Source organism: Acinetobacter sp. IRS14 (genome assembly GCF_034650275.1).
Taxonomy (GTDB): Bacteria; Pseudomonadota; Gammaproteobacteria; order Pseudomonadales; family Moraxellaceae; genus Acinetobacter; species Acinetobacter oleivorans.
This window is the reverse complement of sequence record NZ_JAOVFN010000003.1, coordinates 201,990-220,445: the sequence shown is the minus strand read 5'-3', so window position 1 is coordinate 220,445 and position 18,456 is coordinate 201,990. Positions and strand designations below refer to the sequence as shown.

Sequence of the window (18,456 nt, the reverse complement as noted above, 5' to 3'; positions counted from 1 at the left end):
TCAAAACCAAATCATTCAGGTTGAGTGTAGCAAATTTTGTTTCATTTACTGATTAGCTTGCCTGACAAAGTGGGCAATTTACATCTTTATCAAAACTAACAATACGTTGTGTCATATTTAAACCATCCCACAATAATAGTTTCTGCTTTAAAGGTGTACGATTTAACCCTAAATACAACAATGTGTGATGTGCTTGTAATGACGCTATCATTACAGGAGTAGTTGCAAGTACCCCGGACTCTGCACAGCGAAGGCCTTCATTACTATGTTGTTCTTTCGGAAAAAGACATTCATAGCAAGCTGAATCTCCTTCAACCATAAACATTTGTGCCTGAAAACCAATTGCTGAAGCACTAATTAACGTGACCTGATGTTTCTTGCAAGCTGCATTTACCAAATAGCGGGTTGTAAAATTATCACATCCATCTAAAACCACATCTTGGTGTTCAACCAGTCTATCAATGTTATGTTCGTCTAACCGTTCGTTATAGTATTCAACACAGATATAAGGGTTAATTTTCTGTAAACGTTTAGCCAAAATTTCTGCTTTATAACGTCCGATATCTTCATGACCAAATGCAATTTGACGCTGTAAATTACTTATCTCGATCGTATCTGCATCAATCAGTGTAATTTTCCCAACCCCTGCTCGCGCAAGTAGCTCTGCACTGCTACAGCCTATTCCACCAGCACCTACAATCAGCACATTAGCAAGTTTGAGTTTTTCCTGAGCTTCAATATCCCATCCATCAAGTAAAATCTGACGGCTATAGAGATGCATTTCTTCATCACTTAACTCTACAAAATCGATATCTTGAAGCTCGGTCACACGTTAATCCTTTCACTTAGAAGCGAAATGATTTTATGACTAAGTTCGTTATTATGAAAGCTATAAAATAGAAACAACTTTTTTATTCTAATAAAGCTTATTTACCAACATTGCATCTATCAAGCTTTCTGCAACAATAGAAATATCCATTTTCTTTATTACTTAGGTTAAATATGACGCAATCATATATTGCACCTGTAGAGTTAGAAAAAGCTTATCGTTTATTAAATCATGGCCCAACTGTGCTTGTTTCCGCACAACATGGAGACGACCGCAATGTAATGGCTGCTGCTTGGGCATGTGCCTTAGAGTTCAAACCAGCCAAAGTGTCCGTGGTTCTTGATAAAAGTACTAAAACCCGACAGCTCGTTGAGCAAAGTGGCTATTTCACACTACAAGTTCCCTGCTATGCACAGCTCGATCTGACTCATCAACTTGGAACCATTAGTAAGTTGGATGATCCACAAAAACTTGAGCATTGTGGTGTTGAACTATTTTATCAAGAAGGTCTTAGCAGCCCGCTTGTATCAGGTTGCATTGCATGGCTTGCCTGTAAACTTATTCCAGAACCTCATAATCAGTCGGCTCATGATTTATTTATTGGTTCTGTTGTGGGTGCATGGGCAGATAGCCGCGTTTTTAGAGATGGGCACTGGCATTTTCAAAATGCACCGAAAGAACTTCGAAGCCTGCATTATATTGCTGGAGGAACCTTTTATTTAATTGGTGAAGAAGTCAAAGCACAGCTTTAATCAAAAAAAACTGGCTTTACTTAAATTTCTGAATTTCATCGAATCGAATTCAACCTAGAAAATTTCTGCTCAATGGCAAAAGACCGCATAACAATTGCGGTCTTTTGCAGTCAGTGACTATTTTTTAAAATTTCATATTTAAACTTGAGCAACCTCACGAGCAATCACCAAACGTTGAATATCCGAAGCCCCTTCATAAATCTGGCTTACACGAACATCACGATAAATTCTCTCAACTGGGAAATCACTGACGTAGCCATAACCACCATGAATCTGGATCGCATCTGAACACACCCGTTCAGCCATAGTAGATGCAAACAGCTTGGCCATTGAGGCTTCTTTTAAACAAGGTAGTCCGGCATCTTTTAAAGTTGCAGCATGCAAAACTAGCTGATATGCAGCTTCAATCTGAGTTGCCATATCGGCTAAGCGAAAACCAACCGCCTGATGCTGAACTAATTCCACCCCAAAGGCCTTACGTTCATTTGCATATTGCACGGCTGCATCAAAAGCCGCTCTTGCCATTCCAACAGATTGAGCAGCAATCCCAATACGTCCAGCTGCTAAATTAGAAAGTGCAATTTTATAACCTTCACCTTGCTGCCCTACCAAATTTTCTAACGGAATTCGACAGTCCTCAAAAGTAATGGTTGCTGTGTCTGAAGCATGTTGGCCCATTTTGTCTTCAATTCGAGTCACCAAGTAACCTTGTGTATTGGTCGGCACAAGAAAGCACGAAATGCCTTTTTTGCCAGCTTGTTTATCTGTGACCGCAAATACCAAAGCCACTTGGGCATTTTTACCGCTGGTAATAAATTGTTTTACGCCATTTAAAACCCAATGGTCACCATCTCGCTCGGCTTTACATAGAATTGCGCTCGCATCGGAACCGACATGTGGCTCAGTTAAACAAAAGCACCCTAGCCATTCGCCAGAGGCAAATTTTGGCAAATAGGTTTGTTTTTGCTGCTCCGAACCGTATGCCAGTGTAATACCGCAAATCAAAGAGTTTTGTACGCTTACGATTGTCGAAATAGCACCATCGCCTGCGGCAATTTCCTCAATTGCAAGCACCAAAGATACATAGTCCATTCCGGCACCGCCCCATTCATTTGGAACAGTCATCCCCATAGCACCTAGTGCACCTAAATCTTTTAATTCCTGAGCAGGAAATTCATGAGTTTTATCGCGATGTGCAGCTGTTGGTTTTAACTGATTTTGCGAGTAATTACGCATCATCTCCTGAACCATACTTTGTTCAGCATTTAAGATCATTTAAATATCCTTGTTTTTATTATTTTGCTGCCATACGAATTGCACCATCTAGACGGATGACTTCACCATTTAAGTAAGAGTTTTCAGCAATATGCCCAACTAAACGAGCAAATTCTTCGGGTTTTCCTAAACGAGATGGATATGGTACCATTTGTCCCAAAGCATCTTGCACATTTTGTGGCATTCCTTTAAGCATTGGGGTTTCCATAATTCCTGGCGCAATGGTCATAATGCGAATGCCATGGCGCGCAAGCTCACGAGCAATTGGCAATGTCATCGCAACAATAGCGCCTTTAGATGCTGAATAAGCTGCTTGTCCAATTTGACCATCAAATGCTGCAACAGAAGCGGTGTTAACAATGATTCCACGGTCCTCTTCACCTGCTCCAACCGTGTTTTTATTCATTGCATCTGCTGCAAAACGCAGCATGTTAAACGTACCCGTGACATTAATATTTAAAGTCTTTGCAAATAATCCTAAGTCATGAACGCCCTCACGGCCAACTACTTTTGCAGAAGGGCCAATACCCGCACAGTTCACTAAGCCATGCAAACGACCATGTTTTACCAAAATATCTTTAAAGAACTGTTCAGCAGCAACTTCATCGGATACATCAAGTTTTACAAAATCAGCTTTTGGTCCTAATTGTTTCGCCTGCTGCTCACCTGCTTCTACATTCATGTCGACCAATGTGACTGAAGCACCTTGCTGGACTAAATACTCAGCTGTAGCAGCTCCTAAACCAGAGCCGCCACCTGTAATCACGAAATGTTTCCCTTGAATTTTCATTATTTACGATCCTATAAAAATGTTCTTTAACTTTAGTTGTGAGAGTAAAAGTTGTTGTTTTCCGATACAATTTCAAAAAGCCTCAATATGCTTGCAGCTTTTGATCAATCCAAATTTTAAATATGAAATATTTCACTTGAAATATATGAAGAAAATATGAGTCTTTGACATGGTTGTCCAATCTTCTTTAAGTAAAGGCACAATTTCGATTGCACTAGTACATGAAGCACTGAGTGCGGCTTATGCCAAAGGCCTAAATACACAAATAATTCTAAATAAAGCAGGCATTCCCGCTGAATTACTGATGTCTCCAAAGGCTCGTGTGCCTGTTACGACATATGCCCAATTATGGATAGAGCTTGCCAACGCCATGAACGATGAGTTTTTTGGTATGGATAGTCATCCCATGCGTCGTGGCAGCTATAAATTATTGACTAAACTTGTCAGTACAGCCGAAACTTTAGAAAAAGCACTCTACGATATTTTGAAGTTTTTTAACTTTGTGCTTGATGACATGCGCGGAGAATTAATACGAGATCAAGAAAAAGCTTATTTGGTGATTCATGATCGTGAACAACCTAAACGCATGTTTACCTATGCAACCTTTTTAATATTAGTACACGGACTTATGTGCTGGTTAGTAGACCAACGAATTGGCTTAAATAGTATTAGAGTACGTTGTCCTAAACCGAACGATATTCAGGATTATCTCGTACGTTTTGGTGAAGATATTCAATTTAATGCCGAGATAAATCGAGTTGAATTCGATGCTCACTATTTAGATATTAAAATTAAAAAAGATAAAAAAGCGCTTTATGATTTTTTAGAACAAACTCCACAAAATCTTTTAGTTCGCTTTAAAAATGAAAACGCCTTGAGCGTTCTTATTCGTCGTCATTTATTGAAACTCCACCCCGCCCAATGGCCCGAACTCAAAGATGTTGCAAAACAACTCAATATTTCAGAAGCCACCATTCAACGCCGTCTGAAACATGAAGGAGTTAGTTATCAACAAATTAAAAATGAAATCCGCTGTGATATTGCGGTTGAACGTTTAAGTAAAACTAATGATTCAATTCAAGATATTAGTGAAGATTTAAGTTTCCAAGATCCAAGCGCCTTTCACCGTGCTTTTAAAAAATGGACTGGCGTTAGTCCAGGTGCGTATCGAGATAATTTAATTGCACACAAGCAATAAAATACAAACTCAACGAAGCTTGAGATATAGAAGCTTAAGCTTATGATATTTATGTCTTTTAAATTCAATATTTCAGATAAGTGTATTCCTCAAAACTTAATAATCACTATAAAACATCAACTTATAATTTTATCTAAACTTTTATCTTTCAATCTGATTTATAAATCAAAATAACTAAGTTTGTAAGCCATCAAACGCGTGAAAGGATAATCTCTTATTTCATTTCGGTTCTATTTTTATCATGTCTTTAAAATCAAAATTTTCTTTATCAAAGACTTTGCTGGCATCAACATTGGGGTTTGTATTTGCTTCATCTGCTTTTGCAGCAGTTCCGACTACACTTAAACTTGATTATGCTTACTACGCACCAACCAGTTTAATCGTCAAAGATCAAAAACTTCTTGAGAAAGCACTTCCAAATACTCAAATTAAATGGGTTTTTAGTCAAGGTAGCAATCGTTCATTAGAATACCTCAATAGTAACAGCATCGATTTTGCTTCTACCGCCGGATTAGCAGCTGTATTAAGCCGAGCAAATGGTAGCCCAATTAAAACGGTGTATGTACAAAGCCAACCGGAATGGACCGCCCTTGTTGTTGCAAAAGACTCACCAATTAAAAGCCTAAAAGACTTAAAAGGTAAGAAAATTGCGGCCACCAAAGGAACCGATCCATTCTTATTTACACTACAAGCGCTAGACACTGTAGGCTTGAGTAAACGCGATGTACAGCTGGTTCATTTACAGCACCCCGATGGAAAAACTGCATTAGAACGCGGTCAAGTAGATGCTTGGGCTGGACTTGATCCTTTAATGGCTTCAGCTCAAATTCAATCGGGCGCGAAATTACTTTATCGTAATGTAGCATTTAATAGTTATAGCGTACTAAGTGTTAAAGAAGACTTTGCAAAGCAAAGTCCTGAAGCGGTTGAAGCCGTTATTAAAGCCTACGAACAAGCCCGAAAATGGGCAAAAGCCAATCCAGATAAAGTGGCAGCACTTTTAGCTCAAGAATCAAAACTCCCTCTACCTGTGGCTAAGCTACAACTGAGTCGAACCAACTTTGATCAAAGCATTCCATCGGCAACTCAAGCACAAGCGCTAAAACGTTCTGGGAAAATTTTGACAGAAGAAGACTTGGTTAGAAAAGGTACCAATGTCAATCAAGTGGTTGATCAGTTGTTAGATCCTCGCTTTGCTCAAAAAGTCGTGAAATAGTATATGAGTGATTCACTTAACAAAGCTGAGCTAAATCATTTCTTAGCTCAGCAGGCTTTAAAATCGCAGAAAAAGCATTTAAACAATAAATTTACACGTTGGTTTAAAGCGCTACTCATTCCACTCATCTTTTTGGGGGCTTGTGAATTTTTAGTCAGAAATGGCTATATCGATGCTTATCTACTCCCTGCACCGTCTAGTTTATGGCAATCTTTTTTAGATTTAGCTCATAGCGATCTATTTGCCCACATTTATATTAGTACATGGCGTGTTCTGTTGGGGTTTATTATAGGAAGCGGTTTAGGTTTAGTTTTTGCGATTTGGGTGGGATTAAGTAAAGAGGCAGAAGCATATTTAGAACCAACTTTTTCAGCAATTAAATCAATTCCAAGTCTTGCGTGGATCCCACTGCTATTACTTTGGTTAGGAATTGATGAGGGTTCAAAAATTACATTGATTGCAATTGGAGCTTTTTTTCCAACCTATACCAATACAGTTGCAGCAATTCATAATGTAGATAGAAAGCTCATTGAAGTTGGAAAAGTTTATCGGCTTAATGCTTTTCAGCGGATTATATCTATTATTTTACCAGCAGCCTCTCCGGGCATTTTAACGGGTTTACGCAACAGCTTAAGCTTATCTTGGATGTTTATGATTGCAGCTGAACTGATTGCAGCTACTCAAGGGGTTGGCTATTTACTCAGTGATGGCCGAGAAACCTCTCGCCCAGATATTGTTATCATTGCAATTATTTTATTAGCCCTATTGGGTAAAGTAACCGATACCTTAATGAAACTTATTGAAAACTGGTTATTACGTTGGCGGGATACACTTCAAAAGTAATTTTAAATCCAGCATGCCAAAGTGACTCGATCATTTTGGCCATAGTCTTGAATAGTTTTAATCTCACTAAAACCATGCTCAGCAAATATATTTCGAACAGCTTGCCCCTGATCATAACCATGCTCTAGTGCAATCCAGCCTTGTAGTTTTAACCAGTTTTTCCCTTGAGCAATAATAATTTCAATATCAGCCAGTCCCTGATGATCTGCAACCAATGCACGGCGTGGTTCTGTTGCCAAAGCTTGCATGTGTTCATCTTCAGGGTCGATATACGGCGGATTAGAAACAATTAAATCAAATTTTTGTGGCTCTAGTGCTTCAAACCAAGCGCCGCAAGCGAATTTTACACGTTGCAAATTATGAGCTAGTGCATTTTCTTTTGCGACTTCTAAAGTAGGTGCATAAATATCAGTTGCTGTGACGAACCAATCTGAACGTTCACTCGCTAAGGCAAGCGCAATTGCACCTGTCCCCGTTCCTAAATCAACAATATTTGCAGTATTTGGCAAATTTAGATTTAAAACCGTTTCAACTAAAATTTCAGTATCCGGACGTGGCACTAAAGTATCAGATGTTACTTTTAAATCGAGCGTCCAAAATGGCTGTGAACCCGTCACATAAGCTAAAGGTTCACCTTTTTGAATACGTTCAAGACCAGCTACATAGTCTTGCTCTTGTTGGGTAGTTAACTCTTGCTCAAGTCTAAACTTTAATTCAAGCGAATTGATTTTTAGAAAATGCTCAAGTAACCAAGCATTTTCCTGTCGTTCATAACTGTCAGGCTCACCACGAATTGCAAGCGCTTGAGCAATATTCATTAGCCGCCATTTTCCTGTGCAAGCATCGCAAGCTGATCTGCCTGATATTCACGATGTAAGCTATCGAGCAATTCAGTTAAATCACCTTCCATAATCGCGTCTAACTTATATAAAGTTAGGTTAATACGGTGATCCGTCATACGACCTTGTGGATAGTTATAAGTACGGATACGTTCAGAACGGTCACCAGAACCGACTAAATCACGACGCATTTCAGAAGTTGCTGCATCAGCCGCTGCACGTTTTGCATTTTCTAAACGTGAAACCAAAAGAGCCATCGCTTTGGCTTTGTTTTTATGCTGTGAACGTTCTTCTTGGCACTCAACTACTGTACCTGTGGGAATGTGAGTAATACGTACCGCCGAATCAGTTTTGTTAATGTGCTGACCACCTGCACCAGAGGCACGGTAAGTATCAATACGTAAATCTGCCGGATTAATTTCAACGTTGGTATCAACATCAATTTCAGGCAAGATTGCAACTGTACAAGCAGAAGTATGAACACGCCCTTGTGATTCAGTCGCTGGAACACGTTGTACACGATGCGCACCACTTTCAAATTTTAGGCGACCATAAACACCATCACCATCTACACGGCAAATGACCTCTTTAAAGCCACCATGCTCACCTTCATTTTCAGAAAGGACTTCAATACGCCAATTTTGTGTCTCGGCATATTTACTGTACATGCGGAATAAGTCACCAGAGAAAATTGCAGCCTCGTCACCACCCGTTCCAGCGCGAATTTCTAAATAAGCTGCATTAGAGTCATTTGGATCTTTTGGAATCATCAAAATATTGAGCTGGCTTTCTAACTCTACAAGCAAATCTTTATTTGCTTGAATTTCTTCTTCTGCCATATCTTTAAAGTCAGGATCAGACTTCATCATTTCAGCAGTTTCAATGTCTTCTTCTGCTTGACGGTATTTGCCCCAAACTTCGGTAATTTCAGATAAATCACTATGTTCGCGAGACAATTTACGGAAACGTTTGTTATCGGAGATGACTTCCACATCTGCAAGCAACGCGGTAAGTTCTTCATGTCGATCACAGAGTTGATCAAGTCGTAAACGGAGTGACGCTTTCATAAGAGGAAATATCTCAAAAGTCCAAAAAGCTTATCAAATGCTATATAAATAGAAGATAAGCAAAATCGTAAAAATAGCGCATAGTTTACAGATTATGCCGCTTAAATGACATATATAATCAACCAATTCATCAACTTTCACTGTAAATAGCGACTTATCAATGTAATGATTTCAGATGAGATTTGCAGGCCACTCACGTCCCTTCTCTTTACTGTATGCACAACATAAACATATGTCTTCTGCGACAAGAGCTTTGATCAATTTTCTCTGTTCAGATCGCGAGCAATTAACTCATTAAAATTAAATGAGACTCATATTTATTTATATGGGTATTAAACATTCTATTTTAATAGAAAACATACAAACCAGACACTAAACTACAATAATGAATTGATGGTTCTCCATATTTTGAGAAACGTGTTTTGTTACATTTGCCGTAACAAAAGATATAGCGTCCTGCTGCTAAGGACACGGAGTAGAAAATGAAATTAAATGCTTGGTTATGTAGTGCTGTTTTAGCAACTTCTATGGTTACTGTAGCTCATGCTGACAACACAACACATGTAGCAGCTGCTTCTGCTTTAGGTAGTGTTGCTGGTACTGCAATTGGTAAAAGCATGGGTGGTACATCTGGCGCAACAATTGGTGCTGCTTTAGGTGGTGCTGGTGGCGCAGCTGTTGCAAGTGACCGTCGTCACCGTACAGAATCTGCAATTGGCGGTGGTTTAGGTGGTGGTGCTGGCTATACTGTTGGTAAAAGCATGGGTGGTACAAACGGTGGATACATTGGTGCTGCTTTAGGTGCTGCGGGTGGTTCTGCTTTAGGTAATAAAATTTCTAAAGACCGCGATTATGATCGCTCTTCTAAACACTGGAAGAAAAAACACCGTCGTCATCACTAATCAAATTTGATGAAACGACTCTAAGCACCTTCGGGTGCTTTTTTATTAGGATCAATAAATATTCATAACCTCTTACTTGCTCAGCATTTATCCATAAATTAATAGAAACCATACAAACAGACACAAAACTAACGTATCTCCTTTGGGGTTCTCCATAATTATCACGAAATTTTTTATTACATTTATCTCAAGATAAAAATACTGTCCTTCTCAATAAAAAGGACATGGAGTTGCAAGATGAAAATGAATATTTGGTTAGCTAGTGCATTAGTTGCAACATCGTCTATGGTGACAGTTGCACACGCAGATAATGGTACTCGTGTTGCTGCAACCTCTGCATTAGGTAGTGTTGTTGGTACAGCAATTGGTAAAAGCATGGGTGGCACAACAGGCGCAACAATTGGTGCAGCTTTAGGCGGTGCTGGTGGTGCAGCCGCAGCGAGTGACCGTCGCAATCGTACCGAAGCTGCCATTGGTGGTGCTTTAGGTGGTGGTGCTGGTTATACCGTCGGTAAAAACATGGGTAGTACCAACGGTGGTTACATCGGTGCAGCGGTAGGTGCTGCGGGTGGTTCAGCGCTAGGTCGTAAAGTTTCTGAAGATCGTAACTACGATGATCGCTATGATCGTGGTAGCCGTTATGATCGAGATGATCGTAGATATGACGATGGTGACCGTCGTTACTATAGTAAAGGTGGCCATCGTCGTCATGACAATGGTTTACACCGTGGTTGGTATAAAAATCGCTAATTCACATATGAATCAAAAGAGCACCTTCGGGTGCTTTTTTATTAAGAGGTAAAAGTTAATATCGAAAAAAAACGATATACATTACCCCTTATATATCGTAGTATTTCGATATACCACTATTCGAGAATATCGCATGCGATCACTTCAAGATACCAAGTTTTCAATTTTGGAACTTGCTCCCATTCGTAATGATAAAACTATCGAATTTTCGTTACGTCACGCATTAGAGTTAGCACAACATGCAGAGAAACTAGGTTTTGAACGTTTCTGGCTTGCAGAACATCACAACATGGATGGAATTGCGAGCTCTGCTACAGCGGTTTTACTCGGTTTTATTGCAGCACATACACAGCATATTCGTTTAGGTTCCGGCGGCATTATGCTTCCTAACCATGCTCCTTTAGTTGTCGCAGAACAATTTGGAACACTTGCTACGTTATATCCAAACCGTATTGAACTTGGGTTAGGACGTGCTCCAGGTACAGATCAACTTACCATGCGAGCTTTACGTCGTGGTCATCAAGAAACAGAAGATCAGTTTCCAAGAGATGTTGTCGAAATCTTAAAATATTTTGACGCCCCTCAGGCAGGACAAAAGATTATTGCAACACCAGGTCAAAATACGCATGTTCCTGTTTGGTTACTTGGGTCTAGTCTTTTTAGTGCGCAACTGGCAGCAAAACTTGGACTTCCCTACTCATTTGCATCTCATTTTGCACCACGTATGTTAGGTCAAGCGATCCAGCTCTATCGAGAGAACTTTGAGCCTTCTGAGTACTTAGATAAGCCTTATGTTTCAATGGGTGTGCCTGTTGTTGTGGCAGATACAGATGAGGAAGCCCAGTTCTTAGCAACGAGTGCGTACCAACGTGTACTAGGTTTAATTCGTGGCGAAAGTTTAAAGCTTAAGCCGCCGGTTGAATCAATGCAGGGATTATGGAATACAGCAGAACAGCTTTCTGTTGAAAACTTCTATGCAATGGCGCAAATTGGTTCTGTAGATACAGTTCGCTCTGGTTTACAAAAACTTTTAGCGACATACGATGTTGATGAATTTATTTTCACATGTGATGTATACGATACAGCTAAACGTTTAGAAAGCTTTACACAACTAATGAACGTAAAAACAGAACTTTAAACTCCCTTCGCATTCCCATACTTGAATTGATTTCGAGTATGGGATGACCATCTATCTGAAAAGACTTTACCCCGACTTCCTGCTTGGTTATTTATATTAAAACGATAAAAACATCATGATTTAAAAACCAAAAGGACTTTTGGAAAAATGAGTATTAATATTAAAAATAACACTTCAAAATCAGCAATTTTTCAAAATACCTCTCAAGATTTTGAAGACTTTACTGGTCAAGTGATTCTATCAACCTCAATTAAAGAATTTGATTTTTCAGATTCATCTGTCGCGATTATTGGTACAAATCAAGATACGGTGACCCATCTTGAAAAAATCTGTCAACAGGCAAAATTTGTGACCGTATTTCAAATCACACCTCACTTTATTTTGCCTCATAGTCAAATGGGCACAAATAAGTTAATTACCCATCCTCTCATTATCAAAAACCGGAGATTATTTAACAATCGAGTAAAAAGTCTTTTGGCTTTACGTTTTCTTGATACTCAGGTGAGTGAAACATGGCTTAAGCGCCTTTTAACACCCAATATGGCAACGGCTAAAAAGGTATTTTTTAAAGCTGATAGTTATTATGCCGCACTCCAAAAAACCAACTGTAAACTACAAACTTGGCCCATTGTGAAAGTTAACCCTACATCAATTCATAGTATGGATGGCATAGAACAACCTGTTGATATCATTATTAGAGCAACCGTATAAAAATAAAAAAAGCATGGTTTTTAAGCCATGCTTTTTTATTTACTCATACTTTTCCAAATTGCCATGATCATCGTAATGTAAAATGACACGTTGTTTCTTTTGCAATTCACTTAACATCTCGGAACTAACCGAAAATTGGGCTGCTAACAGTTCAACAGAACTATTAGGCGCCTTAGCTCTTCGGTCCTCACCACTAAACCTGATCCAGTTATAACTCGCCCATAAAATTAAAATGAGCGCGCTAATTCCGATGAGTAATGCTAAATGTAATAAGGTCTTAACTTCTGATATATGATCAACCCAGACATAATCATAAATTAAGTGTCCTTCAAAAACCCATAAAAACAGTGAAACCAAGGGAAATAGCAACCACATCAAACAAAACCAACCGATGGTTTGTAATGTGTAGTTTGCCGTTTTATTTTTGACGTATTCTGGCTGGTCAATATATTCAGGGATATCTAACGTTTCGATATCTTTATTTTCCTCAGGTTTCATGGGCTATCTCCACGGAAGCCTCGGTCTGGACTTACCCAGCGGGCACGTTTTTTAGTGTTAAATAAAGTCTTTGGTACTGCAACAACACTTGTAAACAAAGTCAGTAGCCAGAAAAATAATGGATACCAAATAACCCAAAAATAATTTCTAAAGAAGCGGCTACGGTCATAGCGTTGATCAATCCACAAACTCACCAAAAACTGGATTAAACATGTTCCGCCGAGTATTACACCATACCACTGTGGCATAAGCGTTTTGATCTGCCATTGCAGAGGCAACTCAATAAACAATCCGACAAAAAATAGCGTAAAGATCAGAATCATGACATAAGACCAGATAATACTAACTAGCGCCTCGATCATGACAGGCCACATTCTGCGGACACGCAGTTTGAACATTTGTGGAATATATTCTATAAGTACCTCTACCCCACCTTGTGCCCAACGAAGGCGTTGCTTCCATAACCCTTTAAATGTCTCAGGCATATAGATATAACAAAGCGCTTGTGGAATATACTGAATATCCCAATGGTCGAGCTGTAGCTTCCATGAAATATCAATATCTTCGGTAATTTTATCATCTGACCAAAAACCGACTCGAACGAGAGCTGTTTTACGGAATGCCGCAATCACACCCGACACTGTAAAAATACGGCCATATGTACGCTGCGCACGTTTGATCAAACCAATAATCGAAGAAAACTCACCAACCTGTAATTTTCCTAAAATACTAGATCGGTTTAAAATTCGTGGATTACCCGTGACAGCCCCAATTCGCGGGAAGTTAATAAATGGCTGCATTAACCAAAGTACGGCATGTGGATGTAACAATGCATCGCCATCGATACAAACAAGATATTCGTATTTACTAACTAATACGCCCGATCTTAAAGCTACGGCTTTACCCTGATTTTCTGCTAAGTGCACAACCCGAAGTCGTGAGTCTTGCGCTGACAATTCATCTAGAATTTCAGCTGTCCTGTCACTACTTCCATCATTAACGGCGATCACTTCAAAATTAGGATATTTGGTTTGCAGTGCATAACGAATTGTTTGGCGTACTTGAGCTTCTTCGTTAAAACACGGAATAATGATACTGCATCCTTCGCTGGTCGGTTCAGGAAGTGCTTGTTCACGGTATTCTCTTTTAAAGAAGAACCAAAGTCCTCCTACCATCCATGTCCAAGCCATCAGTAAGGGATATAAAAAGGCAAAAGCAAATAGAATATCAAGTAATACTCTCATTACTTTTTCCCCTCTACCAATTCAGCAAAAGGCTGATACATCACAGGACTAGCATTCAGACTAATCGGATTATATAAATATTGATGAACATCTTTTGATTTTTCAAAGTCATAGCCATCGATACCGAATTTCTGGATTCCGACTCGCTGAATCGAAAAAAGTCCTTGCTGTACTTCTTCCCAAGCCGTTTTTTGCGAGTTTTCTGGTAATTCTAAAGTCAGCATTATTCTTTGCTTATCATTTTCATCAAGTCTATTTAAAAGCATTAACAACTCATTAAATTGCTTTTTCTTACCAATCACATCGAACTTCAAATTGACTAAATCATGTTGTAATAAAAGCGTTTTGATAAGCTCAGGTAGCTTTTCCACATGATCTAAATCAGGTGTAAGCAATAAACTAAACTGCGCCTGATTACTCATGTTTAAATAAGGTTTGACCGCTTTTTTAGTCATTTGACTCAGTTGTGCGAGCTGTTTTGATTGCTCAATACAACTGTTTTCTTGCACTGTTATTTTTTGCATTGCGCAGTTTAAAGCTGTTCCTGCATTGAGCTGAACACCGCTTAAATTACTGTTAAAGCGTGCGATATCTTTAGCCAAATCTACTGTTAAAAATGGCTTATCTTTTTGAGGATAAGCTGGCAATTCTAATATTACCGATTGACCAGCCCGAGTTTGAGCCTGCCATAAACTACGGTTTAAAATATCTTGTTGAACTGGCATTTTATTTGTAGGGAAATAAGCAACATCATATTGCCCATCTCCGTCTTTATCTTCCAAAGGCTTTAAGATTAGAGCATTGTTTTTTAGGCTATATAGTTTTGATAACAACTGCCCTAGTTTTTCATCAGTCTGAGCATTTTGTGGAGCTGCTAATTGCTTTAAATCCATACTCACAAAATGACGAGGTTGCTTAAATAAATCTGACTCTTCGAAATTCAGAATATTTAACATACCTTCGGTGAGCTGTTCGGCTGTAGGGTTACCTATAACCAAGCTACGCTTAAAAGTTGAATCATTCACACGATTCATACCATCACGACCCAAACTGAAAGAAAACTCAAAGCCTGCTTGCTGTGCTAGTTTTTCCAGTTGCTCATTCACAGCGCCATAAGGCCAAATAATTGCTTTCGGATTAACACCGACTTCTTTTTTCAAAACGGCGTAGGATTTTTTCAAATCCTGCAAAATACGTTGTTGATATTCTGCATCTGTTTCATAACGTGATTGCGATTTTAAATAGGCATAAGAAGTTGCAGCCGGTTGCTCATTACCTTGAGGATTGGCCAATACACCATGATGTAAATCATCACTATGGCTTGCAAACTCGGCTAACCCCGATGCTTGCATTTCACGAACTTGAGCCCAGTTCACCAAGTTACCCTGCCCATAAGCTTCATAACCTGCCTGAGTATTGCCATTTAACCAACTAGTTGGAAGAGCAAAAACTGCTGGAATTTTATATTGCTTAAGTAAAGGAAATACTCGGCTATAACTACTCAACGCCCCATCATCGAAGGTCAGTAGAATAGAGTTATGAGGTAATTCTTTACCTTGCTTACGAGCCTCTTCAATATCTTTCAGACGAATCGGTTTCCAATCAGACTGACTGAGCCAATCAAGAAATTGCGCCAGATTATTGGTCTGAATCGCATAAACATCACGGTCGCCTTCCTTTAGTACGTCATCTCGCACATCATGAAAAGTTAAAGAAACTGTATGATTTTTTGGTAGTTCAGTTTCAATACGGGCATGAGAAAATTGTACGGGTAATAATGTTGAAGCAAGCACACAGCTCAACATTTTTGACTTCATATTATTCATTAAAAACGCCCTTCAAATCCGAAAATACCGTAGGTATGTTGTTCATCATGACCATCGTATGGATGGTATTGCCAACCAATTCCATAATTAAGTTGCCAAGTCCGTGAGAGCTGCCATTGATGTTGATATTGCAAAGAATATGTTGGTCGAGCTGAGTAATCTGCTTGTTTATAAAGCCCGACTCCAGCTTCAAAATGCTGTTTAAATGAGCGTTCGTATTCTCGCCAAGAGACCCAGTCATGGCTTAAATTCAACTCAGCACTGTAGTGATTGCTTGGGCTAAAATAAGCTGTCTGATCTTGGCTATTGCTGCCATAAAATCCACGAACGGTTCCGTAGGTAACATGGTGAGGGGCATCAAATAATCGCTCGCGCCAAAAAGTAGAAAATTCTTGTTGTTTATTCCCGTCGCTTATATCAGTTAAACCGTAACTCGCCCCAATTTGGCGTGACTCATCTTTTTGCCAGGTCAAAGCGGCACGGTAAGCTTGCCCATCCTCACCAGCGTCAATTGCCTGCAATGGAATATTAGCTTGACTGTCATATTGCAATTGATATTGCCAGTGGTCATTTAACCATTGCGACCAATCAAGACGAACTCCTGCTTGTCCACCATCCGTACTTTGCGACAAAATTGCCGACAATGCCTTACGGTTCGCTTGCCACTCAGCACCTACGCCATAACGTTGGTCATGCACATCACCAAAACGATATTCTCCGAAACGGTCTTGATGCCAAGCAAATAGACGATAATTATCTTTAATCCACGGGCTATTAATACGAGTTTCCATTTCGCGGTCTTTTAAACCATTTTGCCCACTCACAGAATCGCTATTCTCTGCTTTACTCTGGCCCCAAGTCGTTGAGTGCGAGATGGTTGCTCTATCACGATCATCCAACTCTTTTCGACTTTTAACTACGCCGCTATCTTCAGGATAATATTGCAAAAGAGTTTCTGTGCTTTTGCGCCACTCAGGAATATCCCCTAAAGCCTGAGCATTTTGCATCTGGTTAATTCGAGTATCTTTGGCAACTGGTGTTAAACCATTTAAACGAGCAATTGTTTGTTTGGACTGTAAAGGTTTATCTCTCCAACGCTCAACACGAGCCAAATTATTAATTAAACCTTCGTTGGCAGGGGCAAGATCTACTTGTTTCTGGAAGTGTTTTTCTGATTGATCCAAATGATTTGCATAAGCTAAATGCATACCTTGTAAAGCAATATAATCATCACGATCAGGGTGGCTCGATTTATCCACCCCTTTCGCTTGACTATATTTATACGTAGGAATTAGCCGATCAACATCACTCAAAAGTTGTTCAGCTTGTTTATATTTTTCTTGTTCAATATATGAGTAATACAGTCCAGTATATACCGTCATATCTGAATAGTTTTTTTCAGTAAGCAAGGTTTTAAAAGCAAGCGCAGCTTGTTGCGGCTGTCTTTCAGCCAAATAACTATCAGCGATCGCATGACGAATATAGGCAGGTAGTTTTTCTAGAGGTACATTTAATTTAGTAAATTGATCTAATACCGTACGACTACGCCCGCGGAAATCTAAGGCATATATGTAGTCATAATGGAATCTTAAATAATTAGGATCTGACGTTTGAATCAAAGGCTGCATTTGCTCGCCTTGCTTCAACACAGCATCAAGCTCAGCAAAAGCTTCACTATCCGACATGCCTTCTCGATTTAAATATTTATAACGAGTAATTGCGTTATTTACACGTTGAGAAAACTCACTCACTTGTAGCCAGTGTTGTAACGATTCAGTTTGTGCATTTTTATCGCTGGCAAGCACTAACTGCTGAGCCTTGTTATAAGCCCCTACAGCCGCTAAGTCATAACTGTATTCTTGTAAAACTGCAAAAGACTTCGGCTGCTGCTGATATGCTTGTTCAATTACAGATAAAGCATCTACAGGCGAATTGATAAGTCGATATGCATAGGCTATTTGTACAAGTTGATCAGTCTTCAGATTTTTAGTATTAATCTTTGCTAACTGTGCTTTGCCATTTACAACATCTTTAGCTTCAGCATATAAAACTGCCAGCAAAATCTGTCCATCAGGCGTCTTTTGAATATTAAATTTATTCGACCAAGCAATCGCATCTTTAAAGTGTTTAAAATCACGAAAATTACGTATTAAAGGTAGCTGTCCATATTCTGGAAAAGTAACTAAATTAATATTCGCTAAATGCTGAGAAAAAGTTACTAGATCTTTTTTTTCATTTGACATTACAACTAAATAATCAGCTAGCAATTTTTGATCATGCGGATAGGTTTTTAGCAATTGATCCAGTTGAAATATTGCTTGGTGAGTTTGTCCAGTTTTGTAGGTGTGAATAGCCTGCTCTCTCAATTCATCCACTTGAGCAGCATATAAATTGAGAGGCAAGATGTATACCAATGAAAAAACACATTTTTTTAGCATTTTGATAATCGGATAGTCCCATATCGAGGTGGGAAAGTATAATTAAAATCAAAAACCAATCACACAACACAAAAATAATGTGACCTATTTATCATTTTTAAATATTTAATGTATTTTTACATGATTTTTAAAAATATTTA

17 protein-coding genes are annotated in these 18,456 nt (G+C 39.1%); 8 read left to right on the top strand and 9 right to left on the bottom strand.

Going from position 1 to position 18,456, the window contains the following annotated elements; all coding sequences use genetic code 11:
- Positions 1–52: 52 nt before the first annotated feature.
- The gene (locus tag ODQ17_RS04705) at positions 53–829 is read right to left on the bottom strand and encodes a HesA/MoeB/ThiF family protein (protein WP_322902035.1); all 777 of its coding nucleotides are present in this window, start codon (positions 827–829) and stop codon (positions 53–55) included.
- A 173-nt stretch (positions 830–1,002) separates the two neighbouring features.
- On the opposite strand from ODQ17_RS04705, the gene ODQ17_RS04700 reads away from it, so the two are divergent.
- Positions 1,003–1,581 carry a flavin reductase family protein gene (locus ODQ17_RS04700; RefSeq protein ID WP_322902033.1) on the top strand — a complete coding sequence of 193 codons (579 nt, stop codon included), beginning with the start codon at positions 1,003–1,005 and terminating at the stop codon, positions 1,579–1,581.
- 138 nt (positions 1,582–1,719) lie between these two features.
- Here ODQ17_RS04700 and ODQ17_RS04695 read toward each other — a convergent pair whose 3' ends face one another.
- On the bottom strand, positions 1,720–2,856 hold the full coding sequence (locus ODQ17_RS04695) for an acyl-CoA dehydrogenase family protein (protein ID WP_322902031.1): 1,137 nt from the start codon (positions 2,854–2,856) through the stop codon (positions 1,720–1,722).
- A 19-nt stretch (positions 2,857–2,875) separates the two neighbouring features.
- A complete protein-coding gene (locus tag ODQ17_RS04690; RefSeq protein ID WP_322902030.1) occupies positions 2,876–3,646 on the bottom strand; it encodes a 3-hydroxyacyl-CoA dehydrogenase in 771 nt (256 codons plus the stop codon).
- Between the two features lie 169 nt (positions 3,647–3,815).
- Here ODQ17_RS04690 and ODQ17_RS04685 point away from each other — a divergent pair, with 169 nt between their 5' ends.
- The 3 genes from ODQ17_RS04685 to ODQ17_RS04675 all read left to right on the top strand — a co-directional run bounded on the left by ODQ17_RS04685 (position 3,816) and on the right by ODQ17_RS04675 (position 6,903).
- Entirely contained in the window at positions 3,816–4,844 is a 1,029-nt protein-coding gene (locus tag ODQ17_RS04685) for an AraC family transcriptional regulator (RefSeq protein ID WP_322902028.1), read from the top strand.
- A 241-nt stretch (positions 4,845–5,085) separates the two neighbouring features.
- Positions 5,086–6,060 (top strand): aliphatic sulfonate ABC transporter substrate-binding protein, encoded by a 975-nt coding sequence (locus ODQ17_RS04680; protein WP_322902026.1) that lies wholly within the window; start codon positions 5,086–5,088, stop codon positions 6,058–6,060.
- A gap of 3 nt (positions 6,061–6,063) precedes the next feature.
- Positions 6,064–6,903: an ABC transporter permease gene (locus ODQ17_RS04675; RefSeq protein WP_199987758.1), complete on the top strand. Its 840-nt coding sequence runs from the start codon at positions 6,064–6,066 to the stop codon at positions 6,901–6,903.
- Positions 6,904–6,905: 2 nt separating this feature from the next.
- Here the strand turns inward: ODQ17_RS04675 and prmC are convergent, their stop codons facing one another.
- Entirely contained in the window at positions 6,906–7,721 is an 816-nt protein-coding gene (prmC, locus tag ODQ17_RS04670) for a peptide chain release factor N(5)-glutamine methyltransferase (protein WP_322902021.1), read from the bottom strand.
- On the bottom strand, positions 7,721–8,809 hold the full coding sequence (gene prfA, locus ODQ17_RS04665) for a peptide chain release factor 1 (protein ID WP_005306718.1): 1,089 nt from the start codon (positions 8,807–8,809) through the stop codon (positions 7,721–7,723). Before prfA ends, prmC begins: the two co-directional genes overlap by 1 nt.
- Positions 8,810–9,291: 482 nt before the next feature.
- Here prfA and ODQ17_RS04660 point away from each other — a divergent pair, with 482 nt between their 5' ends.
- From ODQ17_RS04660 to ODQ17_RS04645, 4 genes are all read left to right on the top strand, one after another.
- Complete coding sequence (locus ODQ17_RS04660; RefSeq protein ID WP_005306721.1) at positions 9,292–9,711, top strand: glycine zipper domain-containing protein; 420 nt, start codon at positions 9,292–9,294, stop codon at positions 9,709–9,711.
- 237 nt (positions 9,712–9,948) lie between these two features.
- A complete protein-coding gene (locus ODQ17_RS04655; protein ID WP_322902018.1) occupies positions 9,949–10,461 on the top strand; it encodes a hypothetical protein in 513 nt (170 codons plus the stop codon).
- A gap of 133 nt (positions 10,462–10,594) precedes the next feature.
- The gene (locus ODQ17_RS04650) at positions 10,595–11,599 is read left to right on the top strand and encodes an LLM class flavin-dependent oxidoreductase (RefSeq protein WP_224970668.1); all 1,005 of its coding nucleotides are present in this window, start codon (positions 10,595–10,597) and stop codon (positions 11,597–11,599) included.
- Positions 11,600–11,746: 147 nt separating this feature from the next.
- On the top strand, positions 11,747–12,310 hold the full coding sequence (locus tag ODQ17_RS04645) for a flavoprotein (protein WP_322902015.1): 564 nt from the start codon (positions 11,747–11,749) through the stop codon (positions 12,308–12,310).
- A gap of 39 nt (positions 12,311–12,349) precedes the next feature.
- Here the strand turns inward: ODQ17_RS04645 and pgaD are convergent, their stop codons facing one another.
- From pgaD to pgaA, 4 genes are read right to left on the bottom strand one after another with little or no spacing between them, the layout of a single operon-like run.
- Positions 12,350–12,808, bottom strand: a complete 459-nt coding sequence (gene pgaD / locus ODQ17_RS04640; RefSeq protein ID WP_322902013.1) for a poly-beta-1,6-N-acetyl-D-glucosamine biosynthesis protein PgaD — start codon at positions 12,806–12,808, stop codon at positions 12,350–12,352.
- Complete coding sequence (gene pgaC / locus ODQ17_RS04635; RefSeq protein ID WP_322902011.1) at positions 12,805–14,052, bottom strand: poly-beta-1,6-N-acetyl-D-glucosamine synthase; 1,248 nt, start codon at positions 14,050–14,052, stop codon at positions 12,805–12,807. Before pgaC ends, pgaD begins: the two co-directional genes overlap by 4 nt.
- Entirely contained in the window at positions 14,052–15,878 is a 1,827-nt protein-coding gene (pgaB, locus tag ODQ17_RS04630) for a poly-beta-1,6-N-acetyl-D-glucosamine N-deacetylase PgaB (RefSeq protein ID WP_322902009.1), read from the bottom strand. Before pgaB ends, pgaC begins: the two co-directional genes overlap by 1 nt.
- Positions 15,878–18,316 carry a poly-beta-1,6 N-acetyl-D-glucosamine export porin PgaA gene (gene pgaA / locus ODQ17_RS04625; RefSeq protein WP_322902007.1) on the bottom strand — a complete coding sequence of 813 codons (2,439 nt, stop codon included), beginning with the start codon at positions 18,314–18,316 and terminating at the stop codon, positions 15,878–15,880. The genes pgaB and pgaA overlap by 1 nt, the downstream gene beginning before the upstream one ends.
- Positions 18,317–18,456 lie beyond the last annotated feature (140 nt).

Coding starts and splice junctions, on each gene's coding strand:
- ODQ17_RS04700 (WP_322902033.1), top strand. CDS start 1,003: ATGACGCAATCATATATTGCACCTGTAGAGTTAGAAAAAGCTTATCGT.
- ODQ17_RS04695 (WP_322902031.1), bottom strand. CDS start 2,856: ATGATCTTAAATGCTGAACAAAGTATGGTTCAGGAGATGATGCGTAAT.
- ODQ17_RS04690 (WP_322902030.1), bottom strand. CDS start 3,646: ATGAAAATTCAAGGGAAACATTTCGTGATTACAGGTGGCGGCTCTGGT.
- ODQ17_RS04685 (WP_322902028.1), top strand. CDS start 3,816: ATGGTTGTCCAATCTTCTTTAAGTAAAGGCACAATTTCGATTGCACTA.
- ODQ17_RS04680 (WP_322902026.1), top strand. CDS start 5,086: ATGTCTTTAAAATCAAAATTTTCTTTATCAAAGACTTTGCTGGCATCA.
- ODQ17_RS04675 (WP_199987758.1), top strand. CDS start 6,064: ATGAGTGATTCACTTAACAAAGCTGAGCTAAATCATTTCTTAGCTCAG.
- prmC (WP_322902021.1), bottom strand. CDS start 7,721: ATGAATATTGCTCAAGCGCTTGCAATTCGTGGTGAGCCTGACAGTTAT.
- prfA (WP_005306718.1), bottom strand. CDS start 8,809: ATGAAAGCGTCACTCCGTTTACGACTTGATCAACTCTGTGATCGACAT.
- ODQ17_RS04660 (WP_005306721.1), top strand. CDS start 9,292: ATGAAATTAAATGCTTGGTTATGTAGTGCTGTTTTAGCAACTTCTATG.
- ODQ17_RS04655 (WP_322902018.1), top strand. CDS start 9,949: ATGAAAATGAATATTTGGTTAGCTAGTGCATTAGTTGCAACATCGTCT.
- ODQ17_RS04650 (WP_224970668.1), top strand. CDS start 10,595: ATGCGATCACTTCAAGATACCAAGTTTTCAATTTTGGAACTTGCTCCC.
- ODQ17_RS04645 (WP_322902015.1), top strand. CDS start 11,747: ATGAGTATTAATATTAAAAATAACACTTCAAAATCAGCAATTTTTCAA.
- pgaD (WP_322902013.1), bottom strand. CDS start 12,808: ATGAAACCTGAGGAAAATAAAGATATCGAAACGTTAGATATCCCTGAA.
- pgaC (WP_322902011.1), bottom strand. CDS start 14,052: ATGAGAGTATTACTTGATATTCTATTTGCTTTTGCCTTTTTATATCCC.
- pgaB (WP_322902009.1), bottom strand. CDS start 15,878: ATGAATAATATGAAGTCAAAAATGTTGAGCTGTGTGCTTGCTTCAACA.
- pgaA (WP_322902007.1), bottom strand. CDS start 18,316: ATGCTAAAAAAATGTGTTTTTTCATTGGTATACATCTTGCCTCTCAAT.